General features: G+C 39.7%; 1 tRNA gene. It reads right to left on the bottom strand.

The features are described from left to right. Positions 1–259: 259 nt before the first annotated feature. Positions 260–335 (bottom strand) — tRNA-Ala (locus NI464_RS15790). Positions 336–350 lie beyond the last annotated feature (15 nt).

The following is a 350-nucleotide window of genomic DNA, read 5'->3' as shown; positions in this document are numbered from 1 at the left end:
CGAGTTTGAACAAATTATTTCAACTCAAATATATTCTGTTAATGATTTTTCCAGCCTTCGTCAGGTCAGGAAACTGTGATAAATCACAGAGATTATCAAGTCCGCGTATCATAACGCTTGTACTTGTTAATCTCTAGGATCTAAACACTTGATCGCTTAGGAACTAAACAACTTCATCACTGTATGCTTACATACTGCGCGAAGCGTAGCTTCTTGCTTAAATTTCAAGTAAAAGCAGTGCTTTTATGATCTTGAAATTTGGTGGAGACTAGGAGAGTCGAACTCCTGACCTCCTGCGTGCAAAGCAGGCGCTCTACCAACTAAGCTAAGTCCCCAGCTTATCAATAAGT

This window comes from Acinetobacter lwoffii, from assembly GCF_024129685.1.
Taxonomy (GTDB): Bacteria; Pseudomonadota; Gammaproteobacteria; order Pseudomonadales; family Moraxellaceae; genus Acinetobacter; species Acinetobacter lwoffii_X.
Note: the sequence above shows the minus strand (reverse complement) of the source record. Positions and strands in the feature narration are given on the sequence as shown.